The sequence below is a fragment of the Rhodopila sp. genome (assembly GCF_965276935.1).
Lineage (GTDB): Bacteria > Pseudomonadota > Alphaproteobacteria > Acetobacterales > Acetobacteraceae > Rhodopila.
In genome coordinates, this window is record NZ_CBDIBS010000003.1 from 1,517,504 (window position 1) to 1,532,379 (window position 14,876).

Here is a 14,876-nt window from a genome sequence, read left to right on the forward strand (position 1 = left end):
GGCGCCGTCGTGTTTGACCCGCTGAAGTTTGCTGAATGTCTTGAGGCCGGCGGATTTACCTGGGAACAGGCGCGCACCCTGACGTTCGCTCTGGTCGACATAATGTCCCCGGCTCGCCAGGCGGCGAGGGTCGATCAGGCAGCCGAGGACGAGCCGTCGGCGTTCGACCGCGCGATGGCGCGCGCCGAGGGCCTGCCGGAAGGCCAGGAGGGACGGTTCGTCGAGGCATTCGAGGCGCTTACCGTGCTGTGGCGCGATCGCCGGAAGCGCCTGGGCAACCGCCATGGGGGCGAGATGTAGATCGGGCGACGCTGGTTCAACGAACCGCAATTGGCACAGTGTTGGATACAGAACAACATTGCTACGGCGAAAGCTCGATGAGTGCCGCGACGAGGATCGCCAGGTAAATATGACGCGCGCAAAAGAAGACACTGGATTGCCGGCGTCGAGCAGTTCCATTACGCTCTGTCGGTTGTCGCCGGCGTGCAGGGCGTAGATAGGCATCAGGCGGCGCGGGCCGGTTGCGTTTCGGCGATATGGATGGCATCGAGCGGTTGGCGGTATAGATCAGGGCGCAACTGCTCACGGGGAATACCCGTGATCCGCTCGACCTCGACCACCCGCTCGGCCGGCACGCGATCCCATTTGGCCACGGCACCACGGGTCAGGCCGAGTTCCTCGGCCAGCTTTGCGAGACTGCCGCGACCGCGGCGGATAATCAGAAGCGTCGCCATAACGTATGCTTACCCAACGTAAGCGCAGGGAGCAAGGGCAAAATGCTTACCCCAGGTCTACGGTTCAACGCCTATTTTTGGGTGGTGCATATCGGCAGTCGAATCAGTGCGGCGCGCAGGGAAGCCGGGTTATCGCAGCGCGCCCTGGCGACGGCGACACGGGTGAGCCATGGCCTGGTCGGCGCCTGGGAGAGCCAGAAGAAGCTGCCGGGTCGGGAGAACCTGGTCGCGATCGCCCGTGTCACTGGCAAGCCGATGTCCTACTTCATCGAGAACGTGGTGCCGGATCTGGCGGAGATGGTGCTAACCAACGCGGACGAGATCGAGATCGTCACGCTGTATCGCCAACTCACACCCGGCCAGCGGATCTCGCACCTCAACCTGTTCCGGACCTCGGTCGCGGTCAGAGCCGAGATAGAGCAGCAGAGCAGCCCAGCGAAGGGTCAACGCGTCACAGCCTGACGGGTCGGAAAGCATGATGCTTACCTGGCGTAGCTTTTCTGTTGTCATTTAAGCTTACCTGACGTAAGCGTGGGTTCATGACAACCGAGGCTTCGTCGATGCCGCCCGCGCTCCATCGCCCACCCCCTTTTGCTTTCAACCGTTCACGCTCGGGTGAACCTGCCGAACACAACCGGGGGTTAACAAGCGATAACGTCATAAAATCTTGCGGCGAAGCATTAAATCTTTCCCGCCAGTTTTGGTAATGGCGCGTCGTTTTGCAACGAAGCGGACGACGGCGCCGCGGCCGCCCAAGCGATCGGAGATCCTCGACGTGATGGACCGGGTGGAGACGGCGCTGCTGTCGATCGTGCGGCGCTGGCAGGACAGCGTTGCCCCCGAACTGCGTGACGAGATCAACGTCGCCGCGCGTGAACCACTGCTGCAGATGCTGCTGCGCGCCGGCCGCCGGCCGCGGCCGCGCGGCGTGGCGGGTTCCGAGCCATGAGCGGCCTGAGCCTGCATCCGGTCGGCGTCTGTGGCTCGCGCTACGTGTTCCGGCTGGCCGACGGCACCGAGCGGGCGGTCACGCTGCTGGCGCTGAGCAGCCGGGGCACGCTGCTGGCGTTGTTCGGTGGCGACGACACCTGGCTGCGCCAGTCGTTTCCCGGCCAGGTGATGGTGGTCGGCGGCCGGCCGACGCCAGTGGGGATCGACTGCCTGGCCGCGGCGCGATTCCTCGCCGGGCTGTGCCTGGACGCGCATGGCCGCCGGGTGACGCCGCCGCGGCGTGTCGTGCAGGCGACTTGGTGGGGGCAGCTTTGCGCGTGGCTGGCGCGTCGGCGCCGGCGTCGCGCGAACAGCGCGCCTTGCAGGCGACGGGCGAACAGCGCGCCTTGCACGCGAAGGCCGGGCGACATGGGGAGGTTCGGCTGATGCGTCGGAACGTCGTCTGGTTGAACCGATGGGCGAAACCCACGCCGGCGTGGCGGCCGAGCGACCGCGGTGGCTGGCTGGCGGTGGCGGCGCGGATCGCGCCGGCGGTGCCGGGCTGGCTGCGGGCGGGGGTGGCGGCGTTGCTGTGCGACCCGGCGGCCGACAGCGACGCGCTGCTGTTGCTGGCGGATGCGCTGGAGGAGGCGGCCGGCGTCGCCGAGGCTTGCGGCGAGCGGGTGCTGTGCCTGCAGCTTCGGGCGCTGGCCGGTCTGCCGCGGATGCGGGTGCCGAGCCGGGTGGTGGCGGCGGCGCAGGGTGGGGTGGTTGCGTGCTTCGCGCGCTATGAAAGGTCCTGACGGATGCTGATCCGGATTGATGCCGTGCATGAGAATGGCAATTCCCGCCGGATGAAAGCCTCCGCCGCGGCGGATGCGGCACTGACCGCCAGCATCCAGGCGCAAGGCGTGTTGCAGCCGATCCTGGTGCGAACAGCGCGCCCTTCGGACGACGTGTGCGCGAACGGCAGCGGCTTCGTGCTGGTCGCCGGCGCGCGCCGGCTGCGCTGCGCGCGTGCCGCCGGGCTGGACGAAATCCCCGCCGAGGTCGGCCGAATGACCGAGGGGTGGGCGCTGGCGGCGCAGGCCGCCGAGAACATGGTGCGGGTGCCGATGCATCCGACCGATCAGTGGCGCGCGGTGCGCGACCTGGTCGCCGGCGGCTTCACCTTCGCCAATGCGGCCGCGGCGCTCGGCCTGGACGACCGGCAGACGCGGCGGATGGAGCGGTTGGGCCTGCTTGATCCGAAGCTGCTGGCGCTGATCGAGGCGGGCGACGAAATGCCGACCGATGGGGAGTTGCGGATCATCGCCAGCGCGCCGCGCGCGATGCAGGCGAAGGCGGTGAAGAGCAAGGACGCGATCTGGCGACGGGGCGACGAGCAGCGGGTGAGCTGGCACGCCATCGCGCATGCCTGCCGGGTCACTCGTTACTTTCGAGGCAACGCGCTGTTCGATGCCGACGCAATGACATGGGACGTGGATTTCTTCGCCCAGCCGGGTTCGGATGAGGAATACACCTCGACTGACGGGGAAACGTTCATGCGGCTGCAGCGCCAGGCGTTGGAATCGCAGGTGGCGGACGCGCAGGCCAGGAAGCAGCGTGTCCAGTTGGTTGATTTCGACAGCAACAATCACACACCGAAGTTGCCGGTCGGGTTCAAGCGGGTGTGGACTGGCGACGTCGAGAAGCCGAAGCGGGTCGAGTGCGTATTCGTGACGCTCGACGACATGGGTGTGGTGAAGCGCATCCTTGCCGAGGATACCAAGGCGGTGAAGGCGGCCGAGGCGCGGAAGGTGGAGAAGGCCAAGACGGCGACTGGGGATCCCACGGGCGAGGCCGTGGAGGATGACGCGGACGACGAGGCTGCTGAGGTGCCGGCGGCGGTGGTGGAGAAACCCGGTCTGACGAAGGCCGGACTGACGATGGTCAACGCGGCGAAAACGCAGGCGCTGCGCGAGACGTTGTGCACCGGGCTGACCGAGATGCCGGCGGAACGGTTGCTGGTGTTGATGGTGCTGGCGTGGGGGGCGCTGAACGTCAGCGTGTCGAACGTTGCAGCGGGCGATAATTCCTACGAGCAGAGGAATTTTCGCGACATCGCCGCCCGGGTGCTGCTGCCCGGCGGCGGCCTGGACGAGGTCAGCATGGCGGATGCGCGAGGCTATGCCGGTGAGGTCATGGCGCGGGTGCTGTCGTTTGGCGTGGCTGGTCTGTATTATTCGTCCAGCGGCGCGCCCGCGGAGTGGATCGGTGCGGCGATCGACGCCAACCAGGCGATGCCGCGGTTCGATACCGAGGACTTCCTGAAGCAGGTCGGCGGCGACGAGCTGCGCCGGGTCGCGCTGGCGTTCGGCGAGAGGGCCACTGGGACGGTGGCGGCGCTGCGTGCGCGGCTGGTCGGCAGGCTGCCGGCCTGGCGGCCGGATGCGGCGGCGTTCGGGGCGCCGGCACCGGTGGTGCGGCATGGCTGACCACAGCCTGATCGAATGGACCCACGCGACCTGGAACCCGTTGATCGGCTGCGATGTGATCAGCCCCGGCTGCACCAACTGCTACGCCATGCGACTGGCTGGAACGCGGCTGAAGCACACGCCGAGCCGGTCCGGGCTGACGATCGACAGCCGCGCCGGACCGGTGTGGAACGGCACGGTTCGTTTCATGGATGGTTGGCTGCACCAGCCGCTGCACTGGTGCCGCTCGCGTGACATCTTCGTGGTCGCGCACGGCGATCTGTTCCATGCGGCGGTGCCGGACCCGCTGCGCGACCAGGTGTTCGCGGTGATGGCGCTGGCGGACTGGCACCGGTTCCAGGTGCTGACCAAGCGACCGGCTCTGATGCTGGCGTATTTCGCTGATCTCCACACGAAATTTCGCATTCGTGAGGCGCGGTATGCAGTGCTCCGGTCGTCGCGCAAGCACATCACCAATGCGTCTATCGACTGGGTATGGCCGCTGCCGCAGGTGCGGCTGGGGATCAGCGCGGAGACCGGCGGATGGTTTCATATGCGACTACCGCCGCTGATGGCGCTGCGCCAGGCTGGCTGGCGGTGCTGGCTGTCGGCCGAACCGTTACTTGGTGAGATCGGTCTGACCGAGGGCGTCGGCACGCTGGAGTGGGTGGTCGCCGGCGGGGAGTCGGGACCCAACGCCCGGCCGGTCGAGGCGAACTGGCTGCGCGTGCTGCGCGATCAGTGCGCGGATTACGGCATCCCGTTCTTCTTCAAGCAGTGGGGGGAGTTTCGCGAGGGCGAGCACGTCGGCAAGGCGGCGGCCGGAGCGGTGCTGGACGGGGTCGAGCACCGCGCGGTGATGGCATGAACCGGAGCGCGGAAAGCTTTCGGGCGAAGTGCGCCATCAACAGCAAGGACACGATCGAGGTGTTCGCCGAGTCCGGCCGCGGCGTATCGTTCCGCATCAAGATTGGCGGCAAGGACGCGCGGACCGTCCGCGTCGGCGAGAATGAAGCCAACATCCTGGCGGACTATCTGTTCGACATGGGTTTTGCGGGCACCGCTCGAACAGAGCGTCCTTCGGACGACATCGCTCGAACAGAGCGTCCTTCGGACGACATCGCTCGAACAGAGCGTCCTTCGGACGACATCGCTCGAACAGAGCGTCCTTCGGACGACATCGCTCGAACAGAGCGTCCTTCGGACGACATCGCTCGAACCGAGCGTCCTTCGGACGACATCGCTCGAACCGAGCGTCCTTCGGACGACATCGCTCGAACCGAGCGTCCTTCGGACGACGCGGCATGAGCGCGCTGAGATTGCTGCTGGATACCGCCGAGACCGTGGGGGCGCCGCGTGAAGGCGCGCGCCGGTTCTGGACCGGACGGGAGGAGGTGATCCTGCGCGACGCGTATCCGAAAGGCGGGGTGGCTGGCTGCCTGGCGCGGCTGCCCGGCCGCAGTGCGAAGTCGATCTATGCCCGGGCCAGCATGCTCGGGCTGCGCGTGCCGGCGGACGCCGCGTCGCTGCGGCGTCAGACCTATGCAACCAGCGACGCGATCGACGACGCCATCCGCAAGACCTATCAGGGGTGCCCGGACAAGGGCGCGGTCAAGCGCCTGGCGCAGAGCATCGACCGGCCGCGACAATGGATCTATGGCCGTGCCGTGCGGCTTGGCATCGCGGTGCCGCGGTTCAAGGCGCTGCCCTGGACCGAGGCCGAGAACGACATCCTCGCCGAGCACGCCCATCTGGACCCGGCGGTGCTGCGCGCCATGCTGAAAAAGGCGGGGTTCCAGCGGTCGGACGTGGCCATCGTGGTGCAGCGCAAGCGGCTGGGTGCGAGCACCGCCGATCCGGAGCATTTCACCGCGGGCGGCCTGGCGGAGCTGTTCGGTGTCGATCCGGGCACGATCATCCGCTGGATTGAGAAAGACTGGCTGCGGGCGTCGCGCCGCGGCACCGCGCGGGTCGAGCAGCAGGGCGGCGATCAGTGGTGGATCCACCGCAGCGCGGTGCGCGGGTTCGTCATCGCCAACACCGCGGCGGTGGATTTTCGCAAGGTCGACAAGACCTGGCTGGTCGACCTGCTGGCCGGCAGCGTCGGCTGGGACAGCGAGGCCGGCAACCCGGAGGTGCTGTTCCTCGGCCCGGTGACGCTGGACAGCCAGACGCGGACGGCGCGCTGCGGCGAGCAGTCGGTGCCGTTCACCCCGCAGGAGATCGCCATCCTGCAGGCCATCGCCGCGCGGGCCGGCCGGTTTGTCACCGCGGCTGACATCATCGCCGAGATCCGGACAAAGAGCCGCGTCAATCTGGTCGGCGTCCTGGTGCACCGGATCAGGTTCAAGCTCGCCGGCATCGGCGCGCCGGCGATGCTGGTCGGCGACCGCAACGGGCCCGGCAGCCGCGGCTATGCCATTCAGTTGCCGGCGGAGCGGGGAGCGTTGCTGGATGGGGTGGAGCACCCGGAGGTGATGGCGTGATCGGACCGATCGAGGCGCCGCCGCGCCGCATCCAGCTCCGCCGCGTGAAGGTGGATCGCTCCACGGAGTGGGGTAACCCGATCCGCATCTGCGAACCGCCCAACAAACGACTTTTACAAGCCTACGGCTGGCGATTTCGCGAACCGCCGAAGGTTCCGGGGAGCGCCGCCGAGGCGGTGGCGATGTTCGAGAAGTTCATTGCCTTCGACGGCGCTTCGATCGGCGCTGGAAGCAAAGCATTGCGCGGCAAGAACCTGGCCTGCTGGTGTCCGCTGGATCAGCCGTGCCATGCGGACGTCTGGCTACGCATCGTCAACGCGCCGCTGGTTTGTGTTGGGGAGGCTGCCGGTGGTTGATCCACCCACTTGGTGGCCGAGGTGCCACGCGTGCCGCCAGCCGATCGAGCGCCTGGAGTGGACGTTCGATCCGGCGGTGCCGAAGTTGGTGCGGTTCCAGGCCGACTGCCACGGGATGGCGATCGCGGTCGTGGTGACGCGAGCGCGGGCGATGGCGGGACCGGTGCCGGTGGATGTGCCGGTGGGGCCAGGGATGATGCTGGAGACTGCTGATGTCTGACGGAACACCCTTCACCCAGACCGCCTTCAGCGTCCGCCAGGTGGCGGCCCGCTGGGGCGTATCGGATCGGCATGTCTATGATCTGGTCGCGGCCAAGGCGCTCGGCCATCTTCGCATCGGCAGCCTGATCCGCATCCGCCTTGTCGACATCGAATCGTATGAGGGCCGCCAGTGCCACGCAGTAAACTCGACGCTCCCCGATACCGGCTCGTCCAGCGCGGTGATCGTTTCTATGTCCGATGGTGGCAAGATGGCGCGTGGCAGCGCGTTTCAACGGGGGAGGCGGAGCGCCGGGCGGCAGAGCGGTTCCTAGCGCAGTTCGAGGCCGGCCGCGGATCGCCGGAGCCGCCGCCGGCGCCGGTGGTCGCCAGCGTGGTTGCCGGCTATCTGGCGGATCGCAAACCGGTCGTGCGCGCCTATGGCACGCTGGCGGCCTGCGGCAAGGCGCTGGTGCGCCACCTGGGCGAACTGCAGCCCGACCACCTGACACGCGAGCGGGTCCGGTTCTACATGTCGCGGCGGCGGGCCGAGGGGCACATGGTCGGGCCGCCGGATGCGCGCCGGAAGAAGCCGACGCAGGACGGCACGATCATCCGCGAGCTACTGACGCTGCGGGCGGCGCTGAAATGGGCGCAGCGGGAGAAGTGGATCTCGGAGATTCCCTATATCGCGGTGCCGCGCCAGCCGCCGCCGCGCGACCGCTGGCTGACCCGCGCGGAAGCCGATCGGCTGCTGGAGAGCGCCCGCGCGCTGCACATCAAGACGTTCCTAGCATTGGCGCTTTACACGGCGGCGCGGGCGGGTGCTATTCTCGATCTGACATGGGACCGGGTCGATTTCGGCACGAACCTGATCGACTACGGGTTTGTCGATGGCGGCAAGAAACGTGTCGTGGTGCCGATCGGCGACAAGCTGCTACCGCTGCTGCGGATGGTACGCGATGCCGCCACCAGCCGCTATGTCGTGGAGCACGGCAGCGCCAAGGTTCACAGCGTCAAGACCGGCACACGGGCAGCGGCGATCCGGGCCGAGCTGCCGGGTGTGACGCCGCATATCCTGCGCCATACCGGGGCGACGTGGATGGCGATGGCGGGGGTGCCGATGGAGCAGATCGCCCGCGTGCTGGGCCATGGCGACAGCCGGGTGACCGAGCGGGTGTATGCCAAGTTCAGCCCGGATTTCCTGCGGAACGCGGTGGCTGCGCTAACTGGATCGTAGCCGGAAAGACGGGGCCAGTGGCCCCGGAAATGCTCAAATCGTTTCCGGTAAACCTTGTCTAAGTCATTGAAAATATGGTGCTGCTGGAGGGGATCGAACTCTCGACCTCTCCCTTACCAAGGGAGTGCTCTACCACTGAGCTACAGCAGCGCCCGGTATGCGGACGGGAGCGCTACCTACAAGCTTGATCCCGCCGGCGCAAGCCTGACTTCGACGCATCGGCAGCGCATTCTTCCCCACGCCGCGCCGGCCAGCACTCCAGCGTTCGTGCGTCTTTCGGTAAGCGCCACCTTCCGATGACCCTCATGACCGATTTGTCGCGGCTTGATGGTCCAGGAAAGGCTGATCGGCGTGCGGCATAAGGCGTTGCGCCCTAGCCGTCTTGTCTCCACGCTAGACCTGTTCAACCGGGAGAAGATTGATGTCCGAGCTTCGCAGCATCCTGCGCAACCATATGAAAGACAAGCTGGCGGCCAATCAGGTCGTTGCTTCCATGACTGTGCGCCTGGCCCGCTCGATCGAGATCGCCCAGATCGCCAAGACGGCCGGCTTCGACACGCTGTACGTGGACCTGGAGCACAACACGCTGTCGATCGATACGACGTGCCAGATCTGCATCGCCGCGCAGCAGATCGGCGTGACACCGCTGGTCCGCGTGCCGGCGAATACGCCAGAGTACATCTGCCGTGTGCTGGACGGCGGCGCAATGGGCGTGATCACGCCCCATGTCCGCTCCGCCGAGGAGGCCAGAGCCATGGTCGACCTGATAAAGTTCCCGCCGCTGGGCCATCGGTCGGCGGGTGGCCCGTTGTCGCATTACCAGTATCGCAGCTTCCCGATCAACGAAACGAACGCGGCAATGAACGATGCGACGTCACTGGTCGTGATGCTGGAAACCGTCGCCGCGCTGGAGAACGTGGAAGCAATCATCGCCACCGAAGGCGTCGACCTGCTGCTGGTCGGCAGCAACGATCTGTGCGGGGAGATGGGGATCACCGGCCAATACGATCACCCGAGGCTGAAAGATGCATTTGCCCGCGCCATCACGGCGGCGCGCAGCGTCGGCAAGCATGTTGGCATCGGCGGTTTGGCATCGCGGGACGACCTGATGACGCAGTTCGTGACAATGGGCGCGCGCTATGTCTCGACTGGTACGGATCTGGCGTTCCTGGCCGCGGCCTGCGCCCAGAAGGCCCGGTTGGTGCGGGAGATGACGATCGGATAGTCTGCTCGGCGCCGCTATGCGGCAGCCCGGTTTATTTGTCGGCCACGCGGGGTCAGCCACCGCGCGAACGATTGTTTCAATCATGAATTGAGCGACAGACGCCCTTACCGTTTGTCAAAGCGGTAGGTCCGTGCGCAACGATCGATCAGCGCCTCGATCGACCCAAATACCGTCGCCCCCGCCTCGGTCAGTCGCCGCACCTTCGATGCCATGGTGCCCGCTTCGCCATGCACCAGCGCCCCGGCATGACCCATCGAGATGCCTTCCTTTGCCTCTCGCCCCGCGATCAGCGCGAACAGCGGTTTTCGCGCACCCAGGCAAGCAAACGCGTCGGCACAATCCTCCTCTTCCGTGCCGCCGACCTCGCCTACCAGCACGATCCCCTTGGTATGCCTGTCAGCAAGGAACACCGGCAGCAGATCGGCAAACCGAAGCCCCTTTACCGCATCGCCGCCGACGCCAACCCAAATGCTCTGGCCCAGGCCCACCCGCGCCAGGCGATAGCCGACCTCGTAGGACAGCGTGCCGCTCTTTGACATGATCGCAATCGGCCCGGGATTCAGGCAGACATCCGGCAGGAACCCCAGCTTGCATTCGCCCGGCACCGCCAGCCCCGGCGTCGAGGCCCCCACCCATTGCGCGCCTGCCCGCCGCACCGTTCGGCCAATCCTGATTGCGTCATGCAACGGGACACCTTCGGCAACCGTTACAATAAGCTTGATACCCGCCGCCAGCGCCTCCTGCACCGCCGCCAGGGTTTCGTTTGGCGGCGCCATGACGACCGAGGCCACGGCGCCGGTTGCCAGCACCGCCTCCGCGCAGTTCGGGAAAACCGGCACCCCGGCGGCTGTCTTCATGTCCGTCCGGATTGAGGTTCCGCCGACAATATTGGTGCCATAGGTCCGCATCAGCGCGGCATGGCTGCGTCCCATGCGCCCGGTAATGCCCTGGACGATGACCGGGGTCGCGCGTGACAGGCCGCCAATCATGCCGCGGTCCTGACGATCAGGTCTATCGCTGTCAGGGCTTCCTCAAGGTCTTCCGTCACCAGCATCCCAGGCCGCCTCTCGGTCAGGATGTGTTGCGCTTCCATCGCGCCACGGCCAACCAGGCGTGCCACCACCGGAACGGTCAGTCTTGGCGACTGCTCAAGGGCCGCGGCCAGCAGGCCGGCGAATTCGCCCAGATCGGTAATGCCGGCAAAGATGTTGACCAGCACGGCCTTCAACGAGGAAGCTGCGGTGATCCATTCCAGTACCCGCATCAGGCGCGCCGGGCTGCCGCGCATCTGGCCGGTGCGGATGTCGCAGAAGTTCAACGGCCTGGCACCGCGCGCCGTCAGTTCATCGATCAGCATCATCGACAGGCCGGCGCCGGTGGTGACCAAGCCGATCTCGCCTTCCGGATCGAGTTCGACATAATCGAACCCTTCGGCCAGCTTGCGACCGGCGTCGAGATAGGTTGTCGGGCGGCCGGCGATCAGCGCGGCGATCGCCGGCTGGCGGTCCACCGCGTTCAGATCGACGACGACCTTGGCATCGCCGGCAAGGCAGCCTGTTTCGCTGACAAACAGAGGATTGATCTCCGCCAGTGCCAGTTCCCCCTCGATGACCATATCCGCAAGCGTCTTGCCGATGCCGGCGAGATGGGCGCGCCAGGATTGAGGTTCGTCCGCGATCAGATCGGCCAGCACTTCGGCAACAGCGCCCGAATGCAGCGGACAAAGCCGCTCATGAACGGCACCCGCGGCCGATTCGATGTCCATACCGCCCTGCGCGGCATAGATCACCCGCAAGCCGTAGCTGCCAGGATCTACCATGACGGCTAGATAACGTTCTTCTCCTTCGGCCGCCTGCTCCACCAGACATGCCTCGACGGTGTGCCCCTTCAGCCGGCTGCCCAGCATCTGCGACGTCGTGGCGGCGACATCGGCAGCGGTTTGGCAGCGCACCACGCCACCCGCCTTGCCACGGCCGCCCACCGGCACCTGCGCCTTCACCATCCACGGCCCCGCACCTGGCAGCGCCGGCAACTCGGCTGTCACCACCACGCCGAGCGGAACCGGAATACCGGCGGCAGCGAGCAGCGCCTTGCCGTCCGCCTCGATCAGCAGCACGTCAGAACGTCCCCATGCCCATGATGCCGTCGGTGACATCGAAGTCGCCGACGATCTTCTTGCCGATCAGGTCCCGCAACGTCTCCGACGCGCCGCCGCCGATGGAGCCGTAACGGGCGCCCCGGTAAAGCCGTGATACCGGATATTCGTCGGTGAAGCCGAAGCCGCCGTGCACCTGTACCGCCTCGCTGGTCACCCGCAGCGACATCTCGTTGCAGAAGATTTTCGCCGCCGCCGCCATGAACGGATCGGGGAACGGGTTCGCTGTCAGGCAGGCGCGATACAGCAGCCCCCGCCCCGCCTCGATGTCTTTGAACATGTCGGCCAGCTTCCAACGGATGCCCTGGAAGTCGGCGATCGGCTTGTTGAAGACGGTGCGTTCCCGGACATAGTTCACCGCCTCGTCGAATGCGCCTTCCGCCAGGCCCAGCGATATCGATGGATTGAGGCAGCGCTGGGTATTGAACGCGGTAAGCAGTTGCCGGAAGCCGTCCTCGCGGATGACCAGGTTCTCCAGCGGCAGCTCGCAGTCGTTGAACTGGATCTCGTGCAGATTCTCGCCGCCCATGGTGTGATAGGTGCTGGTCACCTCGAAGCCCCTGGTATCGGGTTCGACCAGCACGCAACCGATTCCTTCCCGCCCCGGCTTGCCCGCCACCCGCGTGAACACCACGAACATTCCGGCCTCACGCGCTCGGCTGATCAGCGTCTTGGTGCCCTTCAGGATGACCCGGTCGCCAATAATCCGCGCGTTGGTTCGGTAATTTGCGACATCCGTTCCGGCATGCGGCTCCGTCATGCACACCGCCAGGATGCAGTCGCCACTGACCACCTTGGGCAGGATTCGGTCGCGGATCGAAGCGGGTGCATAACGGGCGATCACCCGTGTCTGCACCCCCGCCTCCCCCAGCACGGCCATCGCGGTGACGTAGTCGACTTTGGCGATTTCCTCCAGGATCAGCGCGGTGTCCAGTATCGGCAGGCCCAGGCCGCCGTATTCCTCCGGCACCGACATCCCCAGCACGCCAAGGTCGGCAAGCTGCTTCATGTTCTCCCACGGGAAGGTGCCGTCCATCCAGCGCATGGCACGGGCCTTGAAGTCGGTCTGCGCCAGCGCCCGCACCGAGGCGATCATGTCCCGCTGCTGCGCGTTGAGGTTGAAGTCCATGTTGCCGACCCCCGGTGATCACCGCGCGAAGTCTAGTCAGAGCGGACGCAAGTGCAAACCTAGGCGGCCAGGAAGCGATCTGCTATGTCAGCGACATGGAAGCGGCAGTGCGCATACCGTCATTCATGACCTTGCAGGAATTCCTCGCCTGGGACGCTCCATGGGGGCCGCCGTGGCAACTCGTCGACGGCGAACCGCAGGCCATGGCGCCTGGCAGCCGGACGCACAACGGCATTTTGGGTGAGCTTAACGCGCTGATTCGCAATCACTTTGTAGATTGCGGCAGTCCGTGCTCCATCATTCCGACGCCCGGTATCGTTCCCCGTATCCGGGCCGACATCAACTTTCGTATTCCCGATCTGGCCATCACGTGCTCGTCCTACCAGCAGGAAGAGTATTACCTGACCGATCCAGTATTGGTGGTCGAGATCCTTTCGCCCAGCAACCAGGCGGAAACCTGGACCAATATTTGGGCTTACACCAGTATTCCCTCGCTCAAGGAAATCCTGATCATTCGCAGCACCGCGATCGGCGCCGAACTGCTGCGCCGCGACGCCAGCGGCAACTGGCCGGAACGGCCCATGAAGATTGAGGCGGGTGTGCTGGAGCTGACAAGCATCGACTTCAGCGTCGACATCACCGCGATCTATCGCGGCACCAGGCTCGCGACCGGCTAACCCGCATCGATCCGGATCAGCGTCGGCGCTTCCATCACCGTATCCAGCGCGCCGATCCGGTCCAGTGCCTGCCGCATTGCGCTTTCCTGGGTTTCGTGCGTCACTAGCACCACCGGCACAGCCTCGCCGGGGCTGCGGCCGCGTTGCAGCATCGATTCCAGCGAAACGCCGATGTCGCGCAGGATCGCCGTCACATCGGCGATGACGCCTGGTCGGTCCACCACCATCAGGCGCAGGTAATAGGCCCCGACATGGGCGCCGATCGGCACCGACGGCACGCTGGACAACGCAGCGGCCGCAGCGCCCCATACTGGCGTGAAACGGTTTCGCGCGATGTCGATCAGGTCGGCGACCACGGCGGACGCGGTTGGTCCCGCCCCTGCCCCGCGGCCTTCAAGCATCACCCGGCCGACGAAATCGCCCTCCGCCACCACCGCGTTGAACACCCCGTCCACCCGCGCGATCGGCGCCGCCCAGGGCACCATGCAGGGATGCACGCGGGTCTCGATCCCCGCGTCGGTCTGGCGGGCAATGCCAAGCAGCTTGATGCGATAGCCGAGTTCGGTGGCGAAGGCGATGTCGAGGGCGGAGATTCGGCGGATGCCCTCGATGTGCACCTGGTCGAACGCCACCGGCCGGCCGAACGCAAGGGCAGCCAGGATCGCCAGCTTGTGCGCGGTGTCGACACCGTCGATGTCAAAGCTGGGATCGGCTTCGGCGTAGCCCAGCTTCTGCGCGTCGGCCAGAACCTCGGCGAATTCGCGGCCTCGCTCGCGCATCTGGGTCAGGATGTAGTTGCAGGTGCCGTTCAGGATGCCGGCGACGGCGCTGATGCGGTTGCCGGCCAGACCCTCCCGCAGCGCCTTGATGACCGGAATGCCGCCGGCGACCGCCGCTTCGAACGCCAGCGGCACACCTTGCGCCTCGGCGGCCTCGGCGAGGTCCGCGCCATGCACTGCCAGCAGGGCCTTGTTGGCGGTCACCAGCGGCTTGCCCGCGTTGATCGCGGCCTGGGCTAGCGTCCGCGCCGGCCCTTCGGAACCGCCGATCAACTCCACGACCACATCCACTGCGGGGTCAGCCGCCAGAGCAACCGGATCCTCATACCAACGCAATCCAGTCACCGGGAATCCACGATCCTTGGATCGGTCCCGCGCCGACACCGCCGTCACCGCAATCGGCCTGCCGGCCCGCGCCGCGACGACGTCCGCATTGTCCCGGAGCAGCTTCAGCACGCCGCCGCCGACGGTGCCCAGGCCGGCCAGCGCGACCGAGAGGGGGCGGGTCATG

At 66.4% G+C, this 14,876-nt stretch carries 20 protein-coding genes and 1 tRNA gene; 15 read left to right on the forward strand and 6 right to left on the reverse strand.

Annotated elements, in window-relative coordinates:
• The first annotated feature begins 9 nt into the window (after positions 1-9).
• On the forward strand, positions 10-300 hold the full coding sequence (locus tag ACQY4S_RS14905) for a hypothetical protein (protein ID WP_428485979.1): 291 nt from the start codon (positions 10-12) through the stop codon (positions 298-300).
• A gap of 203 nt (positions 301-503) precedes the next feature.
• Here ACQY4S_RS14905 and ACQY4S_RS14910 read toward each other — a convergent pair whose 3' ends face one another.
• Entirely contained in the window at positions 504-734 is a 231-nt protein-coding gene (locus ACQY4S_RS14910) for a transcriptional regulator (protein ID WP_428485980.1), read from the reverse strand.
• Between the two features lie 42 nt (positions 735-776).
• On the opposite strand from ACQY4S_RS14910, the gene ACQY4S_RS14915 reads away from it, so the two are divergent.
• The 12 genes from ACQY4S_RS14915 (at position 777) to ACQY4S_RS14970 (ending at position 8,400) form a co-directional block, all read left to right on the forward strand.
• A complete protein-coding gene (locus ACQY4S_RS14915) occupies positions 777-1,196 on the forward strand; it encodes a helix-turn-helix domain-containing protein (protein ID WP_428485981.1) in 420 nt (139 codons plus the stop codon).
• A 244-nt stretch (positions 1,197-1,440) separates the two neighbouring features.
• Complete coding sequence (locus tag ACQY4S_RS14920; protein WP_428485982.1) at positions 1,441-1,683, forward strand: hypothetical protein; 243 nt, start codon at positions 1,441-1,443, stop codon at positions 1,681-1,683.
• The gene (locus tag ACQY4S_RS14925) at positions 1,680-2,111 is read left to right on the forward strand and encodes a hypothetical protein (protein ID WP_428485983.1); all 432 of its coding nucleotides are present in this window, start codon (positions 1,680-1,682) and stop codon (positions 2,109-2,111) included. Before ACQY4S_RS14920 ends, ACQY4S_RS14925 begins: the two co-directional genes overlap by 4 nt.
• On the forward strand, positions 2,111-2,467 hold the full coding sequence (locus ACQY4S_RS14930; protein ID WP_428485984.1) for a hypothetical protein: 357 nt from the start codon (positions 2,111-2,113) through the stop codon (positions 2,465-2,467). Before ACQY4S_RS14925 ends, ACQY4S_RS14930 begins: the two co-directional genes overlap by 1 nt.
• Before the next feature lie 3 nt (positions 2,468-2,470).
• The gene (locus ACQY4S_RS14935; RefSeq protein WP_428485985.1) at positions 2,471-4,141 is read left to right on the forward strand and encodes a ParB N-terminal domain-containing protein; all 1,671 of its coding nucleotides are present in this window, start codon (positions 2,471-2,473) and stop codon (positions 4,139-4,141) included.
• A complete protein-coding gene (locus ACQY4S_RS14940) occupies positions 4,134-4,988 on the forward strand; it encodes a DUF5131 family protein (RefSeq protein WP_428485986.1) in 855 nt (284 codons plus the stop codon). The genes ACQY4S_RS14935 and ACQY4S_RS14940 overlap by 8 nt, the downstream gene beginning before the upstream one ends.
• Positions 4,985-5,428 carry a hypothetical protein gene (locus ACQY4S_RS14945; RefSeq protein ID WP_428485987.1) on the forward strand — a complete coding sequence of 148 codons (444 nt, stop codon included), beginning with the start codon at positions 4,985-4,987 and terminating at the stop codon, positions 5,426-5,428. Before ACQY4S_RS14940 ends, ACQY4S_RS14945 begins: the two co-directional genes overlap by 4 nt.
• Positions 5,425-6,606 carry a hypothetical protein gene (locus tag ACQY4S_RS14950; protein WP_428485988.1) on the forward strand — a complete coding sequence of 394 codons (1,182 nt, stop codon included), beginning with the start codon at positions 5,425-5,427 and terminating at the stop codon, positions 6,604-6,606. The genes ACQY4S_RS14945 and ACQY4S_RS14950 overlap by 4 nt, the downstream gene beginning before the upstream one ends.
• Entirely contained in the window at positions 6,603-6,962 is a 360-nt protein-coding gene (locus ACQY4S_RS14955; protein ID WP_428485989.1) for a DUF4326 domain-containing protein, read from the forward strand. Before ACQY4S_RS14950 ends, ACQY4S_RS14955 begins: the two co-directional genes overlap by 4 nt.
• Positions 6,955-7,182, forward strand: coding sequence for a hypothetical protein (locus tag ACQY4S_RS14960; RefSeq protein ID WP_428485990.1), 228 nt, complete (start codon positions 6,955-6,957; stop codon positions 7,180-7,182). The genes ACQY4S_RS14955 and ACQY4S_RS14960 overlap by 8 nt, the downstream gene beginning before the upstream one ends.
• Positions 7,175-7,495, forward strand: coding sequence for a helix-turn-helix domain-containing protein (locus tag ACQY4S_RS14965; RefSeq protein WP_428485991.1), 321 nt, complete (start codon positions 7,175-7,177; stop codon positions 7,493-7,495). The genes ACQY4S_RS14960 and ACQY4S_RS14965 overlap by 8 nt, the downstream gene beginning before the upstream one ends.
• 59 nt (positions 7,496-7,554) lie before the next feature.
• Complete coding sequence (locus tag ACQY4S_RS14970) at positions 7,555-8,400, forward strand: tyrosine-type recombinase/integrase (RefSeq protein WP_428485992.1); 846 nt, start codon at positions 7,555-7,557, stop codon at positions 8,398-8,400.
• A gap of 75 nt (positions 8,401-8,475) precedes the next feature.
• On the opposite strand, the gene ACQY4S_RS14975 is transcribed toward ACQY4S_RS14970, so the two are convergent.
• A tRNA-Thr gene (locus tag ACQY4S_RS14975) sits at positions 8,476-8,550 on the reverse strand.
• Between the two features lie 271 nt (positions 8,551-8,821).
• Between ACQY4S_RS14975 and ACQY4S_RS14980 the strand changes: the two genes are divergently transcribed.
• Entirely contained in the window at positions 8,822-9,625 is an 804-nt protein-coding gene (locus ACQY4S_RS14980) for an HpcH/HpaI aldolase family protein (protein WP_428485993.1), read from the forward strand.
• Between the two features lie 104 nt (positions 9,626-9,729).
• Here ACQY4S_RS14980 and ACQY4S_RS14985 read toward each other — a convergent pair whose 3' ends face one another.
• The 3 genes from ACQY4S_RS14985 to ACQY4S_RS14995 are packed head-to-tail and all read right to left on the reverse strand — an operon-like array spanning position 9,730 to position 12,909.
• A complete protein-coding gene (locus tag ACQY4S_RS14985; protein ID WP_428485994.1) occupies positions 9,730-10,614 on the reverse strand; it encodes a succinate--CoA ligase subunit alpha in 885 nt (294 codons plus the stop codon).
• Positions 10,611-11,741 (reverse strand): ATP-grasp domain-containing protein, encoded by a 1,131-nt coding sequence (locus ACQY4S_RS14990; protein ID WP_428485995.1) that lies wholly within the window; start codon positions 11,739-11,741, stop codon positions 10,611-10,613. Before ACQY4S_RS14990 ends, ACQY4S_RS14985 begins: the two co-directional genes overlap by 4 nt.
• A gap of 1 nt (position 11,742) precedes the next feature.
• Positions 11,743-12,909 carry an acyl-CoA dehydrogenase family protein gene (locus ACQY4S_RS14995; RefSeq protein WP_428485996.1) on the reverse strand — a complete coding sequence of 389 codons (1,167 nt, stop codon included), beginning with the start codon at positions 12,907-12,909 and terminating at the stop codon, positions 11,743-11,745.
• A 107-nt stretch (positions 12,910-13,016) separates the two neighbouring features.
• On the opposite strand from ACQY4S_RS14995, the gene ACQY4S_RS15000 reads away from it, so the two are divergent.
• Positions 13,017-13,586: a Uma2 family endonuclease gene (locus tag ACQY4S_RS15000; RefSeq protein ID WP_428485997.1), complete on the forward strand. Its 570-nt coding sequence runs from the start codon at positions 13,017-13,019 to the stop codon at positions 13,584-13,586.
• Here ACQY4S_RS15000 and ACQY4S_RS15005 read toward each other — a convergent pair.
• On the reverse strand, positions 13,583-14,875 hold the full coding sequence (locus tag ACQY4S_RS15005) for a homoserine dehydrogenase (protein ID WP_428485998.1): 1,293 nt from the start codon (positions 14,873-14,875) through the stop codon (positions 13,583-13,585). The two genes, ACQY4S_RS15000 and ACQY4S_RS15005, sit on opposite strands and share 4 nt — an antisense overlap.
• Position 14,876 lies beyond the last annotated feature (1 nt).

What these genes read in the sequence shown, in the direction of transcription:
- ACQY4S_RS14910 (WP_428485980.1), bottom strand. Translation starts at nt 734, where the DNA reads ATGGCGACGCTTCTGATTATCCGCCGCGGTCGCGGCAGTCTCGCAAAG.
- ACQY4S_RS14915 (WP_428485981.1), top strand. Translation starts at nt 777, where the DNA reads ATGCTTACCCCAGGTCTACGGTTCAACGCCTATTTTTGGGTGGTGCAT.
- ACQY4S_RS14920 (WP_428485982.1), top strand. Translation starts at nt 1,441, where the DNA reads ATGGCGCGTCGTTTTGCAACGAAGCGGACGACGGCGCCGCGGCCGCCC.
- ACQY4S_RS14925 (WP_428485983.1), top strand. Translation starts at nt 1,680, where the DNA reads ATGAGCGGCCTGAGCCTGCATCCGGTCGGCGTCTGTGGCTCGCGCTAC.
- ACQY4S_RS14930 (WP_428485984.1), top strand. Translation starts at nt 2,111, where the DNA reads ATGCGTCGGAACGTCGTCTGGTTGAACCGATGGGCGAAACCCACGCCG.
- ACQY4S_RS14935 (WP_428485985.1), top strand. Translation starts at nt 2,471, where the DNA reads ATGCTGATCCGGATTGATGCCGTGCATGAGAATGGCAATTCCCGCCGG.
- ACQY4S_RS14940 (WP_428485986.1), top strand. Translation starts at nt 4,134, where the DNA reads ATGGCTGACCACAGCCTGATCGAATGGACCCACGCGACCTGGAACCCG.
- ACQY4S_RS14945 (WP_428485987.1), top strand. Translation starts at nt 4,985, where the DNA reads ATGAACCGGAGCGCGGAAAGCTTTCGGGCGAAGTGCGCCATCAACAGC.
- ACQY4S_RS14950 (WP_428485988.1), top strand. Translation starts at nt 5,425, where the DNA reads ATGAGCGCGCTGAGATTGCTGCTGGATACCGCCGAGACCGTGGGGGCG.
- ACQY4S_RS14965 (WP_428485991.1), top strand. Translation starts at nt 7,175, where the DNA reads ATGTCTGACGGAACACCCTTCACCCAGACCGCCTTCAGCGTCCGCCAG.
- ACQY4S_RS14980 (WP_428485993.1), top strand. Translation starts at nt 8,822, where the DNA reads ATGTCCGAGCTTCGCAGCATCCTGCGCAACCATATGAAAGACAAGCTG.
- ACQY4S_RS14985 (WP_428485994.1), bottom strand. Translation starts at nt 10,614, where the DNA reads ATGATTGGCGGCCTGTCACGCGCGACCCCGGTCATCGTCCAGGGCATT.
- ACQY4S_RS14995 (WP_428485996.1), bottom strand. Translation starts at nt 12,909, where the DNA reads ATGGACTTCAACCTCAACGCGCAGCAGCGGGACATGATCGCCTCGGTG.
- ACQY4S_RS15005 (WP_428485998.1), bottom strand. Translation starts at nt 14,875, where the DNA reads ATGACCCGCCCCCTCTCGGTCGCGCTGGCCGGCCTGGGCACCGTCGGC.